Source organism: Rugosimonospora acidiphila, from assembly GCF_039543385.1.
Lineage (GTDB): Bacteria > Actinomycetota > Actinomycetes > Mycobacteriales > Micromonosporaceae > Rugosimonospora > Rugosimonospora acidiphila.
Genome location: NZ_BAABJQ010000026.1, coordinates 1 through 14,877 on the forward strand (window position 1 = coordinate 1; position 14,877 = coordinate 14,877).

The 14,877-nt window shown below is 73.1% G+C and carries 16 protein-coding genes and 1 riboswitch; of the genes, 8 read left to right on the forward strand and 8 right to left on the reverse strand.

Features of this window, described 5'->3' with window-relative positions; all coding sequences use genetic code 11:
* A partial coding sequence (locus tag ABEA87_RS32235) for a PHP domain-containing protein (protein ID WP_345636261.1) occupies positions 1-1,161 on the reverse strand: 1,161 nt, incomplete at its 3' end.
* Between the two features lie 95 nt (positions 1,162-1,256).
* Positions 1,257-1,928, reverse strand: coding sequence for a TetR family transcriptional regulator (locus ABEA87_RS32240; RefSeq protein ID WP_345636065.1), 672 nt, complete (start codon positions 1,926-1,928; stop codon positions 1,257-1,259).
* A 102-nt stretch (positions 1,929-2,030) separates the two neighbouring features.
* Here ABEA87_RS32240 and ABEA87_RS32245 point away from each other — a divergent pair, with 102 nt between their 5' ends.
* From ABEA87_RS32245 to ABEA87_RS32255, 3 genes are all read left to right on the forward strand, one after another.
* Positions 2,031-2,894 (forward strand): SDR family NAD(P)-dependent oxidoreductase, encoded by an 864-nt coding sequence (locus ABEA87_RS32245; protein ID WP_345636067.1) that lies wholly within the window; start codon positions 2,031-2,033, stop codon positions 2,892-2,894.
* Between the two features lie 65 nt (positions 2,895-2,959).
* Positions 2,960-3,334: a DUF2255 family protein gene (locus tag ABEA87_RS32250; RefSeq protein WP_345636068.1), complete on the forward strand. Its 375-nt coding sequence runs from the start codon at positions 2,960-2,962 to the stop codon at positions 3,332-3,334.
* 102 nt (positions 3,335-3,436) lie between these two features.
* Positions 3,437-4,288 carry a DUF1932 domain-containing protein gene (locus tag ABEA87_RS32255; protein ID WP_345636070.1) on the forward strand — a complete coding sequence of 284 codons (852 nt, stop codon included), beginning with the start codon at positions 3,437-3,439 and terminating at the stop codon, positions 4,286-4,288.
* A 17-nt stretch (positions 4,289-4,305) separates the two neighbouring features.
* On the opposite strand, the gene ABEA87_RS32260 is transcribed toward ABEA87_RS32255, so the two are convergent.
* Positions 4,306-4,953: an NADAR family protein gene (locus tag ABEA87_RS32260; RefSeq protein ID WP_345636072.1), complete on the reverse strand. Its 648-nt coding sequence runs from the start codon at positions 4,951-4,953 to the stop codon at positions 4,306-4,308.
* Positions 4,954-5,086: 133 nt separating this feature from the next.
* Between ABEA87_RS32260 and ABEA87_RS32265 the strand changes: the two genes are divergently transcribed.
* The gene (locus ABEA87_RS32265) at positions 5,087-5,389 is read left to right on the forward strand and encodes a hypothetical protein (protein ID WP_345636074.1); all 303 of its coding nucleotides are present in this window, start codon (positions 5,087-5,089) and stop codon (positions 5,387-5,389) included.
* 49 nt (positions 5,390-5,438) lie between these two features.
* Here the strand turns inward: ABEA87_RS32265 and ABEA87_RS32270 are convergent, their stop codons facing one another.
* A complete protein-coding gene (locus ABEA87_RS32270) occupies positions 5,439-6,074 on the reverse strand; it encodes a DUF6518 family protein (protein ID WP_345636076.1) in 636 nt (211 codons plus the stop codon).
* Between the two features lie 103 nt (positions 6,075-6,177).
* Here ABEA87_RS32270 and ABEA87_RS32275 point away from each other — a divergent pair, with 103 nt between their 5' ends.
* The 3 genes from ABEA87_RS32275 to ABEA87_RS32285 all read left to right on the forward strand — a co-directional run bounded on the left by ABEA87_RS32275 (position 6,178) and on the right by ABEA87_RS32285 (position 10,271).
* Positions 6,178-7,005: a DUF1295 domain-containing protein gene (locus tag ABEA87_RS32275; protein WP_345636078.1), complete on the forward strand. Its 828-nt coding sequence runs from the start codon at positions 6,178-6,180 to the stop codon at positions 7,003-7,005.
* Between the two features lie 113 nt (positions 7,006-7,118).
* A riboswitch (S-adenosyl-L-homocysteine riboswitch) is annotated at positions 7,119-7,194 on the forward strand.
* A gap of 213 nt (positions 7,195-7,407) precedes the next feature.
* Positions 7,408-8,865: an adenosylhomocysteinase gene (gene ahcY, locus ABEA87_RS32280; RefSeq protein WP_345636079.1), complete on the forward strand. Its 1,458-nt coding sequence runs from the start codon at positions 7,408-7,410 to the stop codon at positions 8,863-8,865.
* Positions 8,866-9,011: 146 nt separating this feature from the next.
* Positions 9,012-10,271, forward strand: a complete 1,260-nt coding sequence (locus ABEA87_RS32285; protein WP_345636081.1) for an FAD-binding protein — start codon at positions 9,012-9,014, stop codon at positions 10,269-10,271.
* A 52-nt stretch (positions 10,272-10,323) separates the two neighbouring features.
* On the opposite strand, the gene ABEA87_RS32290 is transcribed toward ABEA87_RS32285, so the two are convergent.
* Entirely contained in the window at positions 10,324-10,785 is a 462-nt protein-coding gene (locus ABEA87_RS32290) for a hypothetical protein (RefSeq protein ID WP_345636083.1), read from the reverse strand.
* 269 nt (positions 10,786-11,054) lie between these two features.
* On the opposite strand from ABEA87_RS32290, the gene ABEA87_RS32295 reads away from it, so the two are divergent.
* The gene (locus tag ABEA87_RS32295) at positions 11,055-11,849 is read left to right on the forward strand and encodes an AMIN-like domain-containing (lipo)protein (RefSeq protein WP_345636085.1); all 795 of its coding nucleotides are present in this window, start codon (positions 11,055-11,057) and stop codon (positions 11,847-11,849) included.
* 45 nt (positions 11,850-11,894) lie between these two features.
* Here the strand turns inward: ABEA87_RS32295 and ABEA87_RS32300 are convergent, their stop codons facing one another.
* Genes ABEA87_RS32300 through ABEA87_RS32310 form a run of 3 tightly spaced genes read right to left on the reverse strand, consistent with a single transcriptional unit; the run spans position 11,895 to position 14,793 of the window.
* The gene (locus ABEA87_RS32300) at positions 11,895-13,586 is read right to left on the reverse strand and encodes a GMC family oxidoreductase (protein ID WP_345636087.1); all 1,692 of its coding nucleotides are present in this window, start codon (positions 13,584-13,586) and stop codon (positions 11,895-11,897) included.
* The gene (locus ABEA87_RS32305) at positions 13,580-14,335 is read right to left on the reverse strand and encodes a gluconate 2-dehydrogenase subunit 3 family protein (protein WP_345636089.1); all 756 of its coding nucleotides are present in this window, start codon (positions 14,333-14,335) and stop codon (positions 13,580-13,582) included. Before ABEA87_RS32305 ends, ABEA87_RS32300 begins: the two co-directional genes overlap by 7 nt.
* Positions 14,335-14,793: a hypothetical protein gene (locus ABEA87_RS32310; protein WP_345636091.1), complete on the reverse strand. Its 459-nt coding sequence runs from the start codon at positions 14,791-14,793 to the stop codon at positions 14,335-14,337. Before ABEA87_RS32310 ends, ABEA87_RS32305 begins: the two co-directional genes overlap by 1 nt.
* Between the last annotated feature and the right edge of the window lie 84 nt (positions 14,794-14,877).

Consider the following 14,877-nt stretch of genomic DNA (forward strand, 5'->3'; position numbering starts at 1 on the left):
ATCGATCATGTTCAGCTCGTGGTCGATCTGCCGGTACGAGGCCGGGCTACTCTGGCGACCGCCCCACCGCCGGTGGGCGCCCTGCTCGGTCAGCTGGCGTAGCCAGCTCATCTCGGTGTGCCCCTCGCCGACCTCGCACTCGGGCAGCGCGGGGGCGACGAGGTTCAGGTCGAACGCCAGCTCGGCGCCCAGCCTCGCGGCGTGGGCCACCGCGCCCGGGTAGGCCGCGAACCGGGCCGCCATCTCGTCCCCGCCGCGCAGGTGCGCGACCGCGGCCGGTGGCAGCCAGCCGTCCATCTCGTCGAGCGATCGACGGGCCCGTACCGCGGCCAGCGCGGCGGCCAGCCGGTGCCCGCTGGGCCGCGCGTAGTGCACGTTGCCGGTCGCCACCGCGGCCAGCCCGTACCGGCGGGCCAGCGCCGCCAGCGCGTCGTTGGCCTCACCGTCGCCGGGGTACCCGTGGTCGGTCAGCTCCACCACCACACCGTCCCGGCCGAACAGCGCCACCAGCCGCTCCAGCTCACCGGCGGCGGCCGGCACGCCACCGGCCGCGAGGGCGGCGCGGACGTGACCCTTGCGGCAGCCGGTCAGCACCACCGCGTGGTCGCGCAGGGACTGGGCCACCTCGTCGAGGTCGTACACCGGCCGCCCCTTCTCGCCGCCCGCCAGTTGGGCCAGGGCGATGCTTCGGGACAGCCGCGCGTACCCCCCGTGACCCCGGGCCAGTACCAGCAGGTGCCGGCCGGCCGGATCGGGCTCCCCGTTCTGCGCCCCCGGCAGCCCCAGCGACAGCTCGGCGCCGAAGACGGTGGGCAACTCCAGTTCCCGGGCCGCCTCGGCCATCCGGACCACCCCGTACAGGCCGTCGTGGTCGGTGATCGCCAGCCCGGAAAGGCCCAGCCGGTAAGCCTCCTCGACCAGCTCCTCCGGATGGCTGGCCCCGTCGAGGAAGCTGAAGTTGGTGTGGCAGTGCAACTCCACATAGTCCACTGTGGACTTCCCGCGGACCAGAGTGGGAGCCTGGTACGCGTCGCGCTTGTGGGACCAGGAGCCCCCGGAGTCGCCGGCCAGCGGGTCGGGCAGCAGCGCCCGGGCCTCGGGCCGCCCGGACAGCACCGCCTCCAGCCGCGACCACGGCACCTCTGGATTGCCGAACCCCACCACACACCCACCGACCCGCGCCGTATTCGTTCTCTCTCATCAGAACATACGTTCGAAAGGCCGGAATTTTGGGGGATTCTCGCGCCGGGTGGGCGCTATCGGCCCTTCTGCCGAGCGCAGAGGCCGACGCAGGTGGCGGTGAGCAGGCGGGTCAGCGTCGAGGTGAAGTCGAGGGCCCAGGTGGGTGCGATCGACGGGTCGTCGGAGTAGGCCCGGGCGAGGCTCTCGGGCGGGTGCCCGACCTGCCAGAGCGTGGCGGCGAGCGCGTTGGCGGCGGTCACCACGTCGAGGGCGCGGTCGCGGTCGAGGTCGGGGGCCGCCTCGGCGATCGCGTCGACCATGGCGCTGAGGGCGGCATGGCTGATCCGCTTGAAATCGGCCACGTGTCCCAGGGCGGCCTCGTGTTCGAGGTGCAGCGGCACATTGGCGAGCAGGTCGCAGAAGAGCGGGTCGGCGTCCAGCCCGGACACCAGGATCTCCGCGAGCGTCGGGGCGGTGACTGGAGCCTGGGCGCGTAACGCGGCGGAGGCGAACTCGGACCAGCGGGTCCAGCCCTCCGTCGCCAACCGCAGCAGGACGTCCTTGTGCGAGGGGAAGTAGCGGCGCATGGCGGAGTGGTGGACCCCGGCGCGGTCGGCGACGGCGGTCAGGGTGACCGAGGCCACGCCGGTCTCCAGTGCCAGGGATCGCGCGGCCTCGATCAGGTCGTCGGCGCGCTGGCGTTTGCGGTCCGCGGAGCGCGCGCGCTGGAACGAGGTGTCGGGCATGTCACCAGGGTAACGCACACGCTGTGCGTTGCGGGTGTGCCCTGCGGCGTCGTACCGTCGTTAGCGCACAGGATATGCGTTAGCGACTGAGGAGGTGTCGTCGTGAGCGGCGACCAGGGACGCAGAACACTGATCGTGACCGGTGCGACCTCGGGCATGGGCCGGGCCATCGCCCTGCGGGCAGCGCGGGCCGGCTGGGCGACCATCGCCACCGTCCGCGACCCGGAGCGGGCGCGGGCGCTGGAGTTCGACGCCAAGGAACAAAGGCTGGAACTGGACATCAGGTACCTCGACATCACCGACCACCCCGCCGTGACCGAGGTGGTCGAGGCGGTCGGCCGGGACTACGGGCACATCGACGCCGTGGTGAGCCAGGCCGGCGGCATCTTCGCCCTCGGCACGGCGGAGCAGATCCCCATGGCGGGGTTCCGCGCCACCATGGAGAACAATTTCTTCGGCAACCTGGCGGTGATCAGGGCCGTACTGCCGCACCTGCGCGCCAGCCGGGGCCGCCTGATCACCACCACCAGTGCCAACGGGGCGATCGCCGCTCCCTACAACGACGCCTATGCCGCCTCGAAGTTCGCCCTCGAGGGCGTCATGGAGGGCGTGGCACCGCTGCTCGCCCGGTTCGGCGTGAAGGCCACCATCCTCGAACCCGGTCCGATCGCCACCGACGTGATGGCCCCACGCCGGCGGGAGCGGCTGATCGCGCCGGTGCCGGTGCCCGACGACCCGTACGTCGACCCGTGGGTCTTTCTCGAGCGCGTCATCGCCCATACCGGCGCGGTGCAGCCCGCCGAGGACGTCGCCCGGCAGGTCCTGGAGTTGCTGGACGCCGAAGCGCCGCCGCTGCGGGCGCAGACCTCGCCGTGGACCACCGAGTTCGTCACGCCGAAGCTGGCCGACGCCGACGGGAGCCGGGCGTTCACCGCGCTGGAGGACTACCTGAGGCTGGGCGACTGAGACCCCCCGCCGGCCGGCCATCGGGCCGGTCGGCGGGTACCCGACCCAACGATCGAGGAGCCACCATGGCCGTCATCGACTACCTCACCCGCACGAAGACCGTGCACCTCGCCACCGAACTGGCCAACGGGGGCGAAGTCGTGACCCCCATCTGGGCGGTGGTGGTGGACGGCGTCGGGTACATCCGCAGCGGCTACGGCCCGCAGTCCAAGTGGTACCGGCGGGTGCGACGCACCGGCCGGGCGACGTTCATCGACGGACCCAGGCGGTACCCGGTGGCCATCGAGAACCTGAACGACGACCCGGTCAACCGCGCGGTCGACGAGGCGTACCGGGCCAAGTACCGCTGGCAGTTCGGCGCGCTGCGCCAGGTCGTCTCGCCACGCGTGCGGGCCTACACGATGCGGGTCGAGCCGCTGACGCCCGACGCGGACGGGTGAGCGGACCCACCGTGGCGCGGGGCGGCGGGGCGCCTCCAGTAACGTGCGGGGCGGGGCATCACCATCGCCCGGCGGTCGGCCGGGCCGTCCGGAAGGAGCGCGATGGCCGTCGTCGGCATCCACAGCGCCGGTCACATGGGCGCGGGCCTCGGCCACGCCCTGCGTTCCGGCGGAGCCACCGTGCTCACCACCACCCAGGGGCGGTCCGACCGCACGGCACGGCTGGCCGCCGAGGCCGGCCTCGACGTGGTGGCCTCGCTCGACGAGGTGGTCCGGCGGGCCGACGTCGTGCTGGTGGTCACGCCGCCCGGCGCGGCCGGCCACGCCGCCCGCGAGCTGCGCGCGGCGGCCACCCGTACCGGGGCCGATCCACTGGTCGCCGACCTCAACGCCATCTCGCCGTCCACTGTGGACGAAGTGGCCGGCATCCTGGCGCCGCTGGACTTCGTGGACGGCTCGATCTCCGGCCCACCGCCGACGGTGCGCCCCGGTGCCCGGCTCTACTTCTCCGGCCCGCGCGCCGGCGAGGTGGCCGGGCTGCCCTGGCGGGACGTCGAGCCCATCGTGCTGGGCGAGCGGCCGGGCACCGCCAGCGCGCTGAAGATGTGCACGGCAAGTGTCTACAAGGGACTCGTCGGGCTGTACGCCCAGGCGATGCGGGTGGCCGAAACCCACGGGGTACTCGACGAGGTGCTCGCCGACCTGACCGGCAGCGGGTACGACGGGCGCGAGTACAGCGTCGCGGTCGCCACGGCCGCCAGCAAGGCACACCGGTACGTGCCGGAGATGCGCGAGATCGCGGCCACCCAGCGCGCCGCCGGCCTGACCCCGGCTCTGTTCGAGGCGTTCGCCGAGGTGTACGCGCAGATCGCCGGCACCGAACTGGCCGGCGAGGACCCGGAGTCGGTGAGCCGCACGATCGGCGCGGACGAGGTCGTCCGCCGGCTGCGCTGAGCCGTTCCACGCCCGGTTCAGGCGAGCCGGGCGCGGACCTCCATCAGCGCGAAGCCGAGCAGGTTGTGGCCGCGCCAGGTGGCCGGGTTGCCGGCGCGCGGATCCGTGGCCGCCAGGCCGATGCCCCAGACCCGATCCACCGGACTGGCCTCGACCAGCACCCGCTCGCCGGTGCCGCGCAGGTACTCGCGGAGGTCCGGGTGCGCGCCGAACTTGGCCAGATTACCGGCGGTGACGATGTCGCGGCGGTGAGCTTCCCAGGTGGCCTGGTCGAATCCCCGCACCCCCCGGCCCAGCGCCTTGACCGCGCCGGGGTGCGGCGCAGCCAGCATCCGCTCGACGATCGCCTCGTCGCCGAACAGCCGGGCCTTGCCCACCATCATGTAATGCTCGGCCGTGGCGTACGTGATGCCGTCGGCGACGAACGGGGACTGCCACCACTGGCTCAGGCAGCCCGGTCCGACGCCGCCGTCGCGGCTGGGCTGGTGTCCCCAGAAGAGGAGGTACTTCAGCCGTTCGCCACGCCGCGACCGCGCGAGCAGCTCGGCGACGTCCCACGGGAACGAGGCGCTGTCCCGCGGGAACGAGGCGCTGTTGCGCGGGGATGAACCAGCGTCTCGCGGGGCGGTGGCGGCGTCGCGCGAAAGCGGGGCGGATCCGGGCATGGTCGGCATGGTGCCATCCGGGCGCGTTCGCGCGCCAGCCAATTGGCGTGACGCGATTCGGTACCGGCCACCATGGTCCGTTAGCGTATGGTCCCGCGACGGCGATGTGTGGGAGGGCGTTGGCATGCTGGGGATGGGTAAGCGGTATCGGGTGGTGCTGCGCGGTGATGGTGTGGTCCGGGCGTGGCCTGCGCAGACGCGCGCACAGGCATTGGCGAGATTCGCCGAGCGGGTGGAGGCGGGCGAGTTCTCCCCGTGGGACGGGCAGCGGTTGATGGTGGTGTCGGAGGAGGAGTGGGCCCGGTTGGGTGGCCCCGAGGTGGCGGTGGACGCGGGCGCCGATGAGCTGGTGGGTGCGTCGTCGGGGCGGGGGTCCGAGGGCTCGGGCGGGGCACGGCGGGGGTTGTTCGGATTCTTCTCGCGGTCGAAGTCCTGACCGTCGGGCGTGCGCGCCCGCCCGTCGCGGGCGCCGACGCGTCGCGGTCTCAACGGAAGGCGAGCTGAGCGACCAGGTACACCACCCCCGTGGCGACCGCGCCGAGCAGCGTCATGGGGACCAGCGCGGCCAGCCCGCGCAGCCGGTCGGCGCCGCCGCGGCCCAGCAGCGGTGGCAGCACCACGCCGAGGCCGACCATCAGCGCGGCCTCGCCCGCCTGGCGCACCACGACGGCCAGGTAGAGCCCCTCGGCGACGAACACGGCGCCGAGCGCGCCGAGGGCCGCCGCCCGGTACACCGGCCGCCCGGCGCGCGACAGCGCGCCCGCCACCCCGAAGATGGGTCCGGCCACCACGGCCACCGCTATCCACACGGCCGGACCGGTCAGGGCCGCGCGGCTCACGTCGTCGCGCAGGAAGGCGGTGGTCGACCCGTAGTACCCGACCACCGCGCCGACCAGCACCAGCGTGCCCGCCACGGCGGCGCGAAAGCCGCGTACCGGCAGGGCGGCGCCGGCCCCGAAGGCGGCCAGCGACCAGACCGCGCCCGAGTTGCCCAGATGGTTGAGAACGCCCGGCAACGTACCCTGCATCTCCAGGGTCAGCCCGCCGACGGCGAGACCGGCCAGGGCGCAGACGAGCAGGGACAGCGCCGGGTGGGGGCGCCTGGGCAGCGACTCGATCACCCGTCGATGATGCGCTGGTGGCCGGCCTCCCGACATCGGGGAGGCCCCCTAGCGCGCCCGGGGCGGGCTGGGCCGGCGGCCCCGTCATCAGTAGGGTGCGTTCATGCATGCGTTCGTCCACTGCCTCGAAGTCCTCGCCGGGGTCTGCGCCGCCGTCTGGGTGGTGTCGCTGCTGACGAACGAGCACTCCTGGGTCGACCGGATCTGGTCGATCATCCCGGTGGCGTATCTGGCCGTGTTCGCCGCCGCGGCCGGCTTCGCGGACGCGCGGCTGGACACGATGTTCGCGCTGGTCGCCCTCTGGGGGGCCCGGCTGACCTTCAACTTCGCCCGCAAGGGCGGCTACGCGCCCGGGGGCGAGGACTACCGCTGGGTCGTCCTGCGCGGCCGGATGCCGCGGTGGCGCTTCGAACTGTTCAACCTGTTCTTCATCACCATCTATCAGAACGTGATCCTGCTGCTGATCTGCCTGCCGGCGTGGACGGCGCTGCGCCACCGCGGCACGTTCGGGACGGGCGACGTGGTGGTGGCCGTCGCCTTCCTCGCCTGCCTGGTCGGCGAGACGGTCGCCGACCAGCAGCAGTGGAACTTCCAGCGGTGGAAGAAGGCCGAGACGGCCGGGGGGCGCGACCCTCGTCCGCGGTTCGTGTCGACCGGACTGTTCCGGTACTCCCGGCACCCGAACTTCTTCTTCGAGCAGGCGCAGTGGTGGCTGGTGTTCGCGTTCGGGGCGGTCGCGGCCGGCTCGCCGTGGCAGTGGACGGTCGTCGGGGCGGTGCTGCTGACCCTGCTGTTCGTCGGCTCGACCGTGTTCACCGAGAGCATCACCAGATCGCGCTACCCGGAGTACGCCGACTACCAGCGGGCGACCTCGCCGGTCATTCCGTGGTTCTCGCGGCACCGGCCGGAGCCGGAGCGGGCCACCCCGTGACGGGCCGGGCCGCACCCCGACCGGGCCGGGCCAGTTCATAGGGGTTCGGACCCGGTTGCGAGGGCCGGCAGCGCGGAGGTAGCGTCGAATCCATCGCGGTTCGTTCCGCGGTCACGCCCGAGAGGCGCTGCGACGGATTCCATCCGCCACGCTCGGGCGCTGACTAACCATCAAGGGCGCCTCCTGTCATCAGAGGAGGCGAGTCTTCTGCCATCAACCACGCGGCACCGGCCCATCGCGATCCGTCGCCGGGCGTAGCGCGAACCCTCGCGCGCCCGCCGACCCCCACTCGCCGTACCCGCCTGCGCGACCACCCCACCGTGGCCGCGCGCCGGGTCGATCGGTCGTGCCCGTGGCACGGCAGGCGGCACCTCGCCTTCGACCGGGAAGTGAGGAAGAAGCATGCGCGTCACACACCAGAACGTCAACGGCGTCGAGTTCGCGGTCGCCGACCTGGCGCTGGCCGACCGGGGCCGCACCCAGATCCGCCTCGCCGAGCACGAGATGCCGGGGTTGATGGCGGTCCGGCGCGAGTACGCGGCCGCGCGACCGCTGCGTGGGGCCAGGATCGGCGGCTCGCTGCACATGACGGTGCAGACCGCCGTCCTGATCGAGACGCTCGTCGCGCTCGGCGCCGAGGTGCGTTGGGCATCCTGCAACATCTTCTCCACCCAGGACGAGGCGGCCGCCGCGGTCGTGGTGGGCGCCGGCACCGTGGACGCGCCCGCGGGTACCCCGGTGTTCGCGTGGAAGGGCGAAACCCTGGAGGAGTACTGGTGGTGCGCCGACCAAATCTTCCGGTTCCCCGGCGGCCAGGGGCCCAACCTGCTGGTGGACGATGGCGGCGACGCGACGCTGCTGGTGCACCGGGGCGTCGCGTACGAGGCCAAGGGTGAGGTGCCTGCGCCGGGGCCGGACGACCCTCGGGAGTACGGGTACCTGCTCGCGACGCTCGCGCGCAGCCTCGAGGAGGACGGCCAGCGGTTCACCCGGATCGCCGCCGGAATGCGCGGGGTCACCGAGGAGACCACGGCCGGCGTGACCGGTCTGTACCGGCTGGCCCGCGCCGGGGAGCTACTGTTCCCGGCCATCAACGTCAACGACTCCGTCACCAAGTCCAAGTTCGACAACAAGTACGGCATCCGGCACTCCCTCGTTGACGGCATCAACCGCGCCACCGACGTGATGCTGGCCGGCAAGCTCGCCGTGGTGTGCGGCTACGGCGACGTCGGCAAGGGTGCCACGCAGTCCCTGCGCGGCCAGGGCGCCCGGGTGGTGGTCACCGAGATCGACCCGATCTGCGCGTTGCAGGCCGCGATGGACGGCCTGGACGTGGTGCGGCTGGAGGACGTGGTCGAGCGGGCCGACCTGGTCATCACGACGACCGGGAACACCGGCATCGTGCTGGTCGAGCACCTGGCGAGGATGAAGCACAACGCCATTCTCGGCAACGTCGGCCACTTCGACGACGAGATCGACATGGCGGGCCTGGCCCAGGTGCCCGGCATCGTGCGCACCGAGATCAAGCCGCAGGTGCACGAGTGGAGGTTCCCGGACGGGCACGCCGTCATCGTGCTGTCCGAGGGGCGGCTGCTCAATCTCGGCAACGCGACCGGCCACCCGAGCTTCGTGATGTCCAACTCGTTCGCCAACCAGACGCTGGCCCAGCTCGAACTGTTCACCAAGCCGGACGAGTACGACCGGGCGGTGTACCGGCTGCCCAAGCACCTGGACGAGAAGGTGGCGCGCCTACACCTGGACGCGCTGGGCGTACGCCTGACCGAACTGCGGCCGGAGCAGGCCGAGTACATCGGCGTCGAGGTGGCCGGACCGTACAAGCCCGAGCACTACCGGTACTGATCAGCGGGTTCGCACCGGTGGCCGGCGGCACCGTCGCCGTCGGCCACCGGTCGCGACCGGCGGCACCATCGCCGTCGGCCACCGGTCGCGACCGGCGGGTGCCGCGGGGTGCCGCGGCCCCAGACCGGCCGCTATGCTGAGCGGCGATGGAGTCGATCACGAACTGGGCCGGCAACGTGACGTTCACGCCGTCCCGCGTGCACCGGCCCTCCTCGCTGACCGAATTGCGGCGCCTGGTGGCGGACGCGGCGAAGGTCCGGGTTCTGGGCACCGGCCACTCGTTCAATCCGATCGCCGATACCGAGGGCGTCCTGGTCTCGGTCGCCGGCCTGCCGCCGGACGTCGAGGTGGACGAGGCCGGGCGCGCGGTCACGGTCGCGGCCGGCGTGCGCCTGGGCGAACTGGCCGTGCGCCTGCACGCGCGGGGGTACGCGCTGCCCAACCTCCCGTCGCTGCCGCACATCTCGGTCGCCGGCGCGGTCGCCACCGCCACCCACGGCTCGGGCGTGCGCAACGGCAACCTGGCCACCGCGGTGTCGGCGTTGCGGCTGGTCACCGCCGGCGGGGACGTGCGCACCCTGCGGCGGGGCGAGGACCCGGACTTTTCCGGCGCCGTGGTGTCGCTGGGCGCGCTGGGCGTGGTCACCGACCTCACCCTGGACGTCGTGCCCGCGTTCGACGTGCGCCAGTACGTGTACGACGACGTGCCCCTGGCGTCGCTGTCCGGGCGGCTGGCGGAGGCGCTGTCCGCCGGGTACAGCGTGAGCCTGTTCACCGACTGGACGGCCGAGAGCATCAACCAGGTCTGGGTCAAGCGGCGCGCGGACGACCCGGCCGCCCCGCCCGCCGGTGCCTGGCTGGGCGGCACCCTCGCGGACGGGCCCCGCCACCCGATCCGGGGGATGTCCACCACGTACGCCACGGCGCAGCAGGGTGAGCCCGGCCCCTGGCACGAGCGGCTGCCGCACTTCCGGATGGAGTTCACCCCGAGCAGCGGGCAGGAGTTGCAGTCGGAGTATTTCGTGGCGCGCGAGGAGGCGATGGCGGCGATCACCGCCATCGCCGGGATCCGCGAGCGCATCGCGCCGGTGTTGCAGATCTGCGAGCTGCGCACCATCGCCGCCGACGAGCTGTGGCTGAGCCCCCACTACCGGCGTGACAGCCTGGGGCTGCACTTCACCTGGGTGCCCGACGCCGCGGCGGTGACCCCGGTGCTGGCCGAGATCGAGCGCCTGCTGGAGCCGTTCGCCGCCCGACCGCACTGGGGCAAGGTGTTCACCATGGCGCCGGAGGTGGTGCGCTCCCGGTACGAGCGGCACGCGGACTTCGTGCGGCTGGCCAAGGAGTACGACCCCGCCGGCGCGTTGCGCAACGCGTTCCTGGACCGGTACCTGCCCGCGGCGTAGCCCCGGTGGCGGGTTGCCCCGGTGGCGGGTGGTGCGATCGCGGCACCCGCGCTCAGGCCGGTGGTGCGGGTGTCGCGGTGGCCGCGGGGGACAGCAGCGCCCGCACGTCGTGGTGGTTGAGGTAGACCACGATCCGGGTACCGTCGTCGTCCCGGCGCAGCAGGAAGGTGGCGGTCAGCCGCAGCGGTGCGCCGCCGGCCCGGTCGGCGGCCCAGGCGGTGCGCACGAGCACGTGCCGCTCGTCGAGGTCGAGTTGGCGGGCGCCGGCCAGGCGCAGCGGGCCGACGCCGGCCTTCTCGAACAGCTGCCGGCGGGCGGGCAGCGACGCGACGAGCGTGGCGCGGGCGAGGGCCAGGCAGTGGTTCGGGTCCAGGGTGAGGAACTGCTCGGCGAAGTGGGCGCCGGAATCCGACCCCGGGTCGGAGCCCCGCCGCTCGTACTCGGCGAGGAAGGCGTCGACGTCGGCAGTGAGCGGCCGCCAGCCCGGCGTGTCCAGCGGGATTGATGTATCCACCGGGTTTGATGCGTCCAGCGGGTCTGACGTGGCTGTCGCGTCTGAGGTTTGCGTCGTGTCGGTCACGGCACCGATGCTAGGACGAATCTGCCCACATCATATCATAGAACGTCAATTTTATCAAGGCGTCGCCGGTCGACGCCTCCTCGCCCGAACGGTCAGGGTTCGCCCGTGTCCGCGAGTCGACAGCGCGCGGGTGACAACCGGCGCCGGCCCCCGCGCGTCGTTGTCGCATCCACCCGTCCGGTCATCGCCCCAAGGAGGACGCGATGAGGATGCCATCCCGATCCGCGCGACTGTTCGGCCCGCCGGCCATGCTCGCCCTTGCCCTTGCCCTCGCCCTCGCCGCCGGCTGCGGGCAGCCGGGCCGCGCCGGGGAGGCGCGGCCGGCGCCGTCCGCCCCCGCACCGGTCGTCGTCGGCACCGAGGCCCCGACCGTGCCCGCACCGCCCCCCGCCGCGTCACCCCCCGCGGCATCGCCCCCCGCCGCCCGGCCGCCGGCCGCCACCACCGGGCCGGCCGGTGTCCTCACCTACCGGGTCACCTACGGCTGGGCCGTACCGTCGCACCCGGTACGGGTGCCGCACACCGTGCACCCGCCGATCGCGCCCCCGCCCGCGCCCCCGTTGCCGTACCTGACCGGGATCTCGGTCGGCGACCACGCGGGCGAGCACCCCGGCTACGCCCGCATCTCGTTCACGTTCGCCGGAGCGTTCCCGGAGTACACCCTGCAGTACGTGCCGGAGGTCCGCACCGAGGGCCGCGGCGACCCGCTTCCCTTGCCCGGCAACGGCTTCCTGCGCATCCAGTTCATCCAGGCGCAGGCGCACGACGAGGCCGGGCACTCGACCGTGACCGGCGCGCCGGCGACCCGGCTGGACATCGGCAACCTCGCCGGCTACGGCGCGGCCGGCGACTTCGAGGGGCGGGTCACCTACGGCCTGGGCATCCGGGTGGCCGCCGGCGGCGACCAGGCCCTGCCGATCCGGGTCAGCGAGCTGACCAGGTCGGCCGGCGCCGGGAAGACGGCCTACGTGGTGGCGTTCGACGTCCAGGCCGGCTGATACCGCATCGGTTGACCCCGCACCGGCCGCCCGCGTCGGCCGGTGCTACCGAGCGCCGCCGATGAGGATGTCGGCGGTGCGCGCGGCCAGCGCCATGATCGTCAGCGCCGGGTTGGCCGCCCCCTGAGTGGGCAGCACGCTGCCGTCGGTGATGTACAGGTTGGGCACCGCGAACGTGCGGCCGGTGGCGTCCACCACCCCGTCGGCCGCCCGGCCGGCCATCCGGGCGCCGCCGACAAGGTGGGCGTACCGGTTGATGGTGGCCACCTCGCCCGCCCCCGCCGCGTGGAGGATTTCCACCATCCGGTCCCGGGCGGCGCGCACCATGGCCCGGTCGTTGTCGCACTGGCTGTAGGTGAACCGGGCGACCGGCAGGCCGTTGCGGTCGGTCTGCTCATCGAGGGTGACCCGGTTGCCGGGCTGGGGCAGGAACTCGCACAGCGCGCCGAGGGTCGTCCAGTGGATGTAGTCGCGCATGTACTCACGGAACGGCAAGCCCCAGTGCCCCTCGGCGAAAATGTGTTCGGCGAACGTGATGGGCAGCGGGGAGACCGTCTGCAGGGAGAAGCCGCGTTGGTACGGTGCCGCCGGGTCGGTCTCGTAGAAGTGCTCGCTGGACACCGAGGGCGGAGGCGCCTTGTACGCCCGGACCTCGGCGGTGAACCTGCCAGCGACCTGCGGCGCGCCCTGCACCATCAGGTACCGGCCGACCTGGTCGTGGTCGTTGCACAGCCCGTCGGGGAAGCGCCGGTTGGCGGAGTTCAGCAGCAGGCGCGGTGTCTCGATGGAGTACCCGGCGACCGCCACCAGCCGGGCGGCCTGGAAGTGCTCGATGCCGCCGCGCAGGTAGTGCACCCCGGTGACCAGCCCCGTGCGCTCGTCGTAGCCGATCCGGTTGACCATGCAGTCCGGCCGGATCTCGGCGCCGTGCGCGAGCGCGTCGGGGACGTGGGTGATCAGCGGGGACGCCTTGGCGTTGACCTTGCAGCCCTGCAGGCAGAAGCCACGGTAGATGCAGTGCGGCCGGTTGCCGAAGCGGCCGTTGGTGATGGCCACCGGCCCGACCTTGGTGGGGATGCCCAGCGTGTGGCAGCCGGCCTGGAACAGCAGCGCGTCGCCGGAGACCGGGTGGGGGGAGTGGGGGTAGTGGTGCGGCTCGCCCCACGGCCAGTACTCGCCGGCGACCGGCAGTTCCTCCTCGATGTCCCGGTAGTACGGCCGCAGGTCCGCGTACGTGATCGGCCAGTCCACGCCGACCCCGTCCCGGGAGTACGTGGCGAAGTCCGATGGGTGCAGCCGCGGAGCGTACCCGGCGTAGTGCACCATGGAGCCGCCCACGCCGCGGCCGGAGTTGTTGGAACCCAACGGCACCGGGTCGGTGCCGTCGATGACCCGGGGCTCGTTCCAGTACAGGTGGTGGGATCCGGCCTCGTCGCTGACCCAGTCCAGCTCCGGATCCCAGAACGGGCCGGCGTCCAGGGCGACCACCCGCCAGCCGGCGTGGGCCAGCCGCTGGGTCAGCGTGCCGCCACCGGCGCCCACCCCGACCACCACCGCGTCGACCTCGTCGTCGTCCCGGTACCGGCGCATGTCCCGGCGCAGCCGGTGATTGGTGCGCTGCTGTCCGGCCGGCAGCAGCCACGCCGAGGCGTTGCGGGCCGCCACGCCGGCGCCCGAGCCGCCCGCCACGGCGCGGGCGATCCGGGATCCGATGCCCGGCCCGCTCCCGCTCACCACTCGGGCTCGTCGCCCGTCGTGTCGGGGGGCACCCCGATCACCGGCGGGTCCGGGTACTCCGCGTAGCGGCGGCGGGCCTCCTCCACCCGCCGGGCGAGCCTCTCCAGGTCCCGCCCGGGTTGCGCGTCGGCGACCTCCCAGGGCTCCCGCCGGTCCAGGCCCAGGTTCTTGTACCCGCGCGGGTAGGCCGGCCCGCCGAACCCGATCTCGTTCCACGCCCACGGGTGGGAGTAGAACGCGGCGGCGGCGTACCGGGTCCACAGGCCCCACACCCGGGCGGCGGGCATGCCGTGCCAGTCGCCGGTGCCCAGCCGGTGCATGCAGTCGATGAGCTGGCCCTGTCTCGCCCAGCTGAGCGCGGCGAAGCCGGTGCCGCACGCCGCCTGGGCGTCATCGTCGAGGGCGTGCACGCTGTCCCGCCACGCCTGACCGTCGGGGGGCAGGTCGTGGTAGTGCCACCCGTCGGTCTGCTGCTCGGCCAGCCGCGCGTCGATCGTGGCCAGCACCGGTACCCGCGGCTCGTTGCGCTGGTCCAGCAGCTGGTTGAGCAGCGCGCGGGCCACCGGCTCCTCCTGCCGGGTGAAGAACCGGATCGCGGGGGGCGGGCCGAGCCTGTTCAGCACCACCCCCACGGTCACCACGTCCCAGGTGGGCGCCTGGGCGAGCACGTCGAACCCGGGGAACTTCTCCTGCCGGTCACCCGGGATGTGGTTGAGACCCGACGGCACCCGCCCGCGACGGCCGGCCATCATTGCTCCCGGCGCAGGATCGCCGCCAGCAGCCCCATCCCGCCGACCATCGACATCAGCAGCGGCGCCAGCAGCGGAGGGCCCATCTCGATGTTGTACCGGGCCAGCGCCCAGCCGCCCGGGCGCTGGGCGATACCCCGCAGGTGCAGGTAGGTGCCCTGCAATCCGTTCGCCATGATGGCCAGCGATGCCAGCGGCAGCGCGGTCTTCGCCGCCCGGCGGCTCGCCACGCCGGCGATCCCGGCCAGCGCGCCGACCGGGCCGAGCGCCACCGGCAGCCACATCATCCGGTTGCCGAAGCTGGCCCGGTCGTGCTCCAGGAAGATCTCCCCGGCGGTGACCAGCGCGCCCACCGCGGTCAGCGCCGACATCGACCGCTCGAACCGACCGGTGTGCACGTCGGTCAGCAGCCGGTCCAGCAGGTGTACCGGCGGGGCGGAAGGGCGGTTCTCGACCACGTGCCGCTTCTTTCCCAGCTGGCTCGCCTCAAACCGGATACGGCGGCGGAATCGACGCGGCTGGCGCCGGCGGCGACCCGGACC

Bases quoted from the DNA above. Each gene is read 5' to 3' on its own strand.
- ABEA87_RS32240 (WP_345636065.1), bottom strand. From the start codon at position 1,928: ATGCCCGACACCTCGTTCCAGCGCGCGCGCTCCGCGGACCGCAAACGC.
- ABEA87_RS32250 (WP_345636068.1), top strand. From the start codon at position 2,960: ATGGCCGTCATCGACTACCTCACCCGCACGAAGACCGTGCACCTCGCC.
- ABEA87_RS32255 (WP_345636070.1), top strand. From the start codon at position 3,437: ATGGCCGTCGTCGGCATCCACAGCGCCGGTCACATGGGCGCGGGCCTC.
- ABEA87_RS32260 (WP_345636072.1), bottom strand. From the start codon at position 4,953: ATGCCCGGATCCGCCCCGCTTTCGCGCGACGCCGCCACCGCCCCGCGA.
- ABEA87_RS32265 (WP_345636074.1), top strand. From the start codon at position 5,087: ATGGGTAAGCGGTATCGGGTGGTGCTGCGCGGTGATGGTGTGGTCCGG.
- ABEA87_RS32275 (WP_345636078.1), top strand. From the start codon at position 6,178: ATGCATGCGTTCGTCCACTGCCTCGAAGTCCTCGCCGGGGTCTGCGCC.
- ahcY (WP_345636079.1), top strand. From the start codon at position 7,408: ATGCGCGTCACACACCAGAACGTCAACGGCGTCGAGTTCGCGGTCGCC.
- ABEA87_RS32285 (WP_345636081.1), top strand. From the start codon at position 9,012: ATGGAGTCGATCACGAACTGGGCCGGCAACGTGACGTTCACGCCGTCC.
- ABEA87_RS32295 (WP_345636085.1), top strand. From the start codon at position 11,055: ATGAGGATGCCATCCCGATCCGCGCGACTGTTCGGCCCGCCGGCCATG.
- ABEA87_RS32305 (WP_345636089.1), bottom strand. From the start codon at position 14,335: ATGGCCGGCCGTCGCGGGCGGGTGCCGTCGGGTCTCAACCACATCCCG.